Below are 5,391 nucleotides of genomic sequence, written 5' to 3' on the forward strand. Positions count from 1 at the left end.
ATCGCCTCCACCTGCGGCTGCAGCTTCTTCATCTTGGCGGCGCTACGGAACTGCTTCTGCGCCAGCGGGAACATCAGCGTGCGCAGGCAGATGGTGAACAGCATGATGCCCAGGCCGAAGTTGCCCAGCAGGCGGCCGAAGAAGTCCAGCGCCAGTGAGAACGGCATGGTCAGGAACCACAGGTGGCCGAAGTCGATGGCGCGGTTGAACAGCGGGATGCCCAGGTCGTCCTGGTAGCTGTCCAGCAGCTTCATCTCCTTGGCGCCGGCAAACAGGCGCTGGGTGCTCTCCGTGCTCTGGCCCGCTTCCAGCGTCACCGCGGCTTGCGCGTAGTCGGTCTGGTACAGGTCGCCCTTTTCCTGGTGGGTGACGTGGGCCGTCAGGCTCTGCGTCTGGTCGGGCACCAGGCTGACCAGCCAGTACTTGTCGGTGATGCCCAGCCAGCCGCCCCTGGTGTCGAAGGACTTGGAGGTCTCACCCGACACGTCCTTGTAGCTGATCTCCTTCAGCGAGCCGTCCAGCAGGCCGATCGGCCCCTCGTGCAGCATGTAGGACCCCACCAGCGTGGGGTGGCTGGCACGGGCGATGCGGGCATAGGGGTAGAGGGTGACGGCGGTGGCACCGCCGTTGGTCACCTTCTGGCTGATGGTGAACATGAAGTTCCGGTCCACCGCCACCGTGCGCTCGAACGTCAGGCCCTGGCCGTTGTCCCAGCGCAGTGTGACCGGATGGTCCGGCGTCAGGTCGGCGGTGTCGGCCGCCTGCCATTCGGTGGTGGGGCCCGGCACGGCGGCGCCGTTGGCGGTCCAGCCGTATTCGGCGAAGAAGGCGCCGGGGGCGCCGCTGGGCGACAGCAGGGTGACGGCCGGGCTCTGCTTGTCCACCGTCTCGCGATAGTCCTGCAGGCTCAAATCGTCGAACCGGCCGCCGCGCAGGTTCAGGGTGCCGGCCAGGCGGGGGGTGCGGATGGTGATGCGCTGTCCCTCGCCCACCACCGTGGCGCGGTCGCGCAGCGCGTCGGCGACGCCGCCGGCGGCCACGGCACCGGGCGCGCCAGCGGGCGCGGCGCCGGGCGCCGGGGGGGCGGCCAGCGCCTGCGCCGCTTCCTGCCTGGCCTTCGCTTCCTGTAGGGCGCGCTGGCGCGGCGCCTCATAGAAGAAGTGGAAGCCCAGGAGGATGGCGGCCGACAGGCCGATGGTGATGAACAGGTTCTTCTGATCGCTCATGTAGTCACTTCCCACACAACCCCGCTCCCTTGGCCCCAGTGCCGTGGCCCAGTCCCGTGGCCCCGGCCGGCAACGACGGCGGTCTCAACAACAAATGGCGGCTGGACCCTAACGGGCCGCGCGGCCCCCGTCCATATGGCAGCAATGGATGTCAGGCGAATGACGGCGGAAAAGGTCCGATTCGGGCGGCATAGGGGCCGCCGGCGGCACCGGATCCAGCCCTCCGGCCGTCCAGGGGTGGCATCGGGCGATGCGCCGCAGGGCCAGCCATCCGCCTTTCAGCCCGCCATGCACGGCCAGGGCCTCCAGCGCATAGGCGGAACAGCTGGGTTCGAAGCGGCAGCGGGGGCCCAGCAGCGGCGCCAGCAGCAGCCGGTAGACGTGGATGGGCAGGCGCAGAAGGTGGGCCAGTGGGCTCATGACGCCGGCGGGCTTTCAGCCGCCGTGCCTTGTGGCGGTGCTGGCATGGCAACGGCCTGCGCGCCCTCGGTCCAGGCGCCCAGCTTTTTCATGGCCAGGGTCAGGTCGGCCAGCAGGTCGCCGTAACGCCGTGTCACGGTTTCGCTACGGGCGATGACGACGAAATCGGTGTTGGGCTTGCCATGAAGGGCCAGCACGGCACGAACGGCCGCGCGCAAACGGCGCCGCGCGCGGTTGCGCTTGACGGCGTTGCCGACCTTCTTGCTGGCGGTGAAGCCCACGCGCACCAAAACGTCGCCGGCGGCGGGCCGCTGGCGATCGTCGTGGGCACGGGCTTGCAGAATCAGGCCGGGGGTTGCCCATTTGCGGCGCGCCCCGGCGACGGCCAGAAATTCCGACCGTTTCAGCAGGCGCCCCACCACGGCTATGCGCCGGGGCGCCATTGGGATTTAGGCCGACAGGCGCTTGCGGCCCTGGGCGCGACGGCGGGCCAGAACCTTGCGACCGCCGGGGGTGGCCATGCGGGCGCGGAAGCCATGGCGGCGGGCACGCACGAGCTTGCTCGGCTGGAACGTACGCTTCACGACTGATACTCCGGATAAAAAACTGGAAAATGGAAGGGCGTTGTATAGTGGCGACCCGGCGCGGAGTCAATGCGCCTGTTCTGACACACAAGGATGGCCGCCTTGCCTTCAGATGATGGGTTCGTGAATTATGAAAGCGCCGTGGCCGGCCGTCTACCGCCATCCTTGGCCGGGTGGATACGGCGCCTGGCGCCGCTTGGTCTTCTCCTCGTTGGGCTTCTTGTGGTGCTGGCGTCCGGCGGATACCACTGGTTGACGCTTGACGTCCTGGTGGGCCAGTTGCAGGCGCTGACCGACCTGGTGGCGGCGCATCCGCTGTGGGCGGCGGCGGCCGTCCTGGCCGTGGCCACGGGTGTTGCCGCCTTTTCCCTACCGGCGGCGACGGTGGTCAGCCTGGGCGCCGGTTACGCCTTTGGCGCGCCTGTCGGGGCGGGGCTTTCGGTCGCGGGCAGCACGCTGGGCGGTGCTGTGGCCTTCCTGGCGTTGCGCCGTGCCGGTGTCGGCGGGCTGGCGGCACGGTTGCCGGGCTGGTTGAAACCGGTGGCGGACCAGCCCTGGGCCGTCATCCTGGTGCTGCGCCTGCTGCCGGTCATGCCCTTCTCCGCCATAACCGTGCTGGCGGCCGCGATTCGCATGCCCTTGCACATCTTCGTGGCCGGCACGGCGCTGGGTGCCTATCCGCCGCAGTTCCTCTACGCCCTGTTGGGGGCGCGTTTGCCCGCCCTGCTGGCGGCGGGGGAGCGGCCGGGCCTGGGCATGCTGTCGCGGCCGGCGGTGGCGGGCCCCTTGGCCCTGCTGGTGCTGTTGGCCCTGGCGCCCGTCATGCTGCGATATTGGCGCCGCCGCGGCGCCTGAGTCGCGCTCCGCCCGATTCGCCCCATATATAAGGTGAGGATATGGAAGGAGGCCGCGCCATGGCTTGGGATCCCGCGCAGTATGACCTGTTCGAGGCGGCACGCGCCCGCCCGGGGCACGATCTGATGGCGGCGCTGCCGCCGCTCAAGCCGGCCACCGTAGTGGATCTGGGCTGCGGCGCCGGCAAGCTGACCATGGCGCTGGCCAACCGCTGGTCGGCGGCGGAGGTGGCGGGCATCGACAGCTCCTCGGCCATGCTGGGGCGCGCCGCGCTGCTGGATGCCCGCGTGGCCTGGGAACTGGGGGACATCCGCAACTGGCGGCCCCAGGCGCCGGTGGACCTGCTGTTCTCCAACGCCGCCCTGCAGTGGGTGGAAGGGCACGAGACCTTGTTCCCGCACCTGCTGACCCGCGTGGCGCCCGGCGGCGTGATGGCGGTGCAGATGCCGCGCAACTTCGCCTCCCCCTCCCACACCCTGTTGCGCCAGGTGGCGGCGGAGGGCCCCTGGGCCGCCCTACTGGAAGGGAAGCTGCGCGAGGCGCCCGTGCACGATCCGGCCCAGTATTATGACTGGTTGAGCCCCGGCGCCCGCCGTGTGGACATCTGGGAAACGGAATACCTGCACGTGCTGGACGGCGCCGACCCGGTGCTGGAATGGACCAAGGCGACCGCCATGCTGCCGGTGCTGGAAACCCTGACGGGGCCGACGCTGGCGGATTTCATGGAACGCTACCGCGCCGCCCTGGCGGCGGCCTACCCCCGGCGGGCCGATGGCCGCACCCTGTTCCCCTTCCGCCGGCTGTTCATCGTCGCCACGCGGTAAATTGACGGGGGCGGGGCGGTTGCGGACAATGGAACCCCGATCCTTGTTCCTTGGTGGGAGACCCCATGACCGTCCTTGAGGTCGCCGTCTATGCCCTGGTGCTGACCGGGGGCAAGACCCCCTTCTTCTGCGAACAGAAGGACCAGGCGGTGGAATGCACCAACGGCCTGTCGGCGACGGAGGAGAAGGGCGTCATCCGCTACGACAACGGCGTGGTGGTGACCCGCCTGCCGGATGGTGGCCTGTCCTTCTCCAACGGCATCACCGCCCATTGGGGTGCTGGCAGCTGGGTGCAGTTCAGCAACGGCGTCAGCCTGCGCCGCGTGGCCGGCGGCAACTTCAAGTCCTCAACCGGCATGCTGTGCGAGGCCGGTGGGACCATCAAGGCGTCCTGCCATAAGGACGATTAGGTCGGTTTAGAGCGTGATGATTTTAGGTTCGCACATACCCTGCATGGGCGAGGTAGTTTGAACACTCTGCGGGAGTGACGGTTTGGAGAGTTTTGCCGATGGCGGCACAGAGGCCATCGGCAGATCGCTCTTGAGCTTGACGCAGATGATGCTTGAGTTTGGCGAAGAACTGCTCGATGGGGTTCAGGTCGGGTGAGTATTTTGGAAGGAAGATCACCCTGGCCCCGGCCGCCCGTATGGCGTCCCGGACGGCCTTGCCTTTATGTGAGCCGAGATTGTCCATGATGACGATGTCGTTGGGCTTCAATGTCGGGACAAGGACCTGCTCGGTATAGATCCTGAAGCGCTCGCCGTTGATCGGCCCCTTGATCAGCCACGGCGCATCCACGCGATCTTGGCGCAGGGCGGCGATGAAGGTCATGGTATTCCAATGGCCGAAGGGGGCCGGACCAGGTAACCGTTGCCCACGCGGGGCCCAGCCTCGCAACGGCGCCATGTTAGTCTTGGTCCACGTCTCGTCGATGAACACCAATCGAGACGGGTCGATCCCCGGTCGCAGTCTCAGCCATCGCTCCCGGTGGCGGGCGATGTCCGGCCGGCTTCTTTCCGTGGCGACCAAAGTCTTTTTTTATAACTCAGTTTCTCAGCATGCACGAACTCCCAGACCGAGCGGTAGTCCACCTTCAAATTCCGGTCCGCCAGCTCACGGACAAGACCACGTAAGGTGAACGGGCCGCTGGCACAGCGCGTCAGCAGCCAGTCCCGGTGCTCCCCGGAGATCGCCTTCGGCTTATGCCCTCCCATCTGACCAGGAGCCACGCTGCCGGTTACCGCCTCGCGCTCCAGCCATTTGATCGCCGTGCTCACCGCAACGCCAAACCGCTTCGCGGCCTGATGGCGTGACAGGCCATCAAGCTTAACCGCGTCAACAACGCGCTGACGAAGATCCATCGAGTACGGACGACCCATCGTTCCCGGCCCCATATAAATCAAACCGGTAACCTTGAATCACATTCCAAGCTCGTTGGGAATCCAATCCTGAATCAGCCTTATTTCATCCCGCTCTAAGGCG

General features: G+C 67.4%; 7 protein-coding genes and 1 pseudogene. 3 read left to right on the forward strand and 5 right to left on the reverse strand.

The features are described from left to right. The 4 genes and pseudogenes from yidC to rpmH form a co-directional block, all read right to left on the reverse strand. Window positions 1–1,226, reverse strand: a 1,226-nt coding sequence (yidC, locus tag I55_RS01355) for a membrane protein insertase YidC (RefSeq protein ID WP_044558637.1), incomplete at its 3' end; no start/stop codon positions are given. Between the two features lie 198 nt (window positions 1,227–1,424). Then, a pseudogene (gene yidD, locus I55_RS01360) lies at window positions 1,425–1,646 on the reverse strand (membrane protein insertion efficiency factor YidD); the annotation flags it as partial. Then, window positions 1,643–2,089 (reverse strand): ribonuclease P protein component, encoded by a 447-nt coding sequence (gene rnpA, locus I55_RS01365; RefSeq protein ID WP_044558638.1) that lies wholly within the window; start codon window positions 2,087–2,089, stop codon window positions 1,643–1,645. The gene rnpA and the pseudogene yidD, both read right to left, overlap by 4 nt. Before the next feature lie 6 nt (window positions 2,090–2,095). Further along, a complete protein-coding gene (gene rpmH, locus I55_RS01370) occupies window positions 2,096–2,230 on the reverse strand; it encodes a 50S ribosomal protein L34 (RefSeq protein ID WP_044558639.1) in 135 nt (44 codons plus the stop codon). A 252-nt stretch (window positions 2,231–2,482) separates the two neighbouring features. Here rpmH and I55_RS01375 point away from each other — a divergent pair, with 252 nt between their 5' ends. The 3 genes from I55_RS01375 to I55_RS01385 all read left to right on the forward strand — a co-directional run bounded on the left by I55_RS01375 (window position 2,483) and on the right by I55_RS01385 (window position 4,319). Beyond that, the gene (locus I55_RS01375; RefSeq protein ID WP_159107082.1) at window positions 2,483–3,085 is read left to right on the forward strand and encodes a TVP38/TMEM64 family protein; all 603 of its coding nucleotides are present in this window, start codon (window positions 2,483–2,485) and stop codon (window positions 3,083–3,085) included. A 59-nt stretch (window positions 3,086–3,144) separates the two neighbouring features. Next, complete coding sequence (locus I55_RS01380) at window positions 3,145–3,909, forward strand: methyltransferase domain-containing protein (protein ID WP_044558640.1); 765 nt, start codon at window positions 3,145–3,147, stop codon at window positions 3,907–3,909. A 65-nt stretch (window positions 3,910–3,974) separates the two neighbouring features. Further along, entirely contained in the window at window positions 3,975–4,319 is a 345-nt protein-coding gene (locus I55_RS01385; RefSeq protein ID WP_044558641.1) for a hypothetical protein, read from the forward strand. A gap of 22 nt (window positions 4,320–4,341) precedes the next feature. Here the strand turns inward: I55_RS01385 and I55_RS33985 are convergent. Continuing rightward, window positions 4,342–5,288, reverse strand: a protein-coding gene (locus I55_RS33985; RefSeq protein WP_085939907.1) for an IS630 family transposase whose coding sequence is annotated in 2 segments (ribosomal slippage) — window positions 4,342–4,949 and window positions 4,949–5,288 — 948 coding nt in all. Because the reading frame shifts where the segments join, the coding sequence is not laid out codon by codon here. Between the last annotated feature and the right edge of the window lie 103 nt (window positions 5,289–5,391).

Origin of the sequence: Azospirillum sp. B4, assembly GCF_000333275.1 — a bacterium.
In the GTDB taxonomy this organism is placed as follows: domain Bacteria; phylum Pseudomonadota; class Alphaproteobacteria; order Azospirillales; family Azospirillaceae; genus Nitrospirillum.

Excerpts from the sequence above, each read along its gene's own strand:
- rnpA (WP_044558638.1), bottom strand. The coding sequence starts at position 2,089 with ATGGCGCCCCGGCGCATAGCCGTGGTGGGGCGCCTGCTGAAACGGTCG.
- I55_RS01380 (WP_044558640.1), top strand. The coding sequence starts at position 3,145 with ATGGCTTGGGATCCCGCGCAGTATGACCTGTTCGAGGCGGCACGCGCC.
- I55_RS01385 (WP_044558641.1), top strand. The coding sequence starts at position 3,975 with ATGACCGTCCTTGAGGTCGCCGTCTATGCCCTGGTGCTGACCGGGGGC.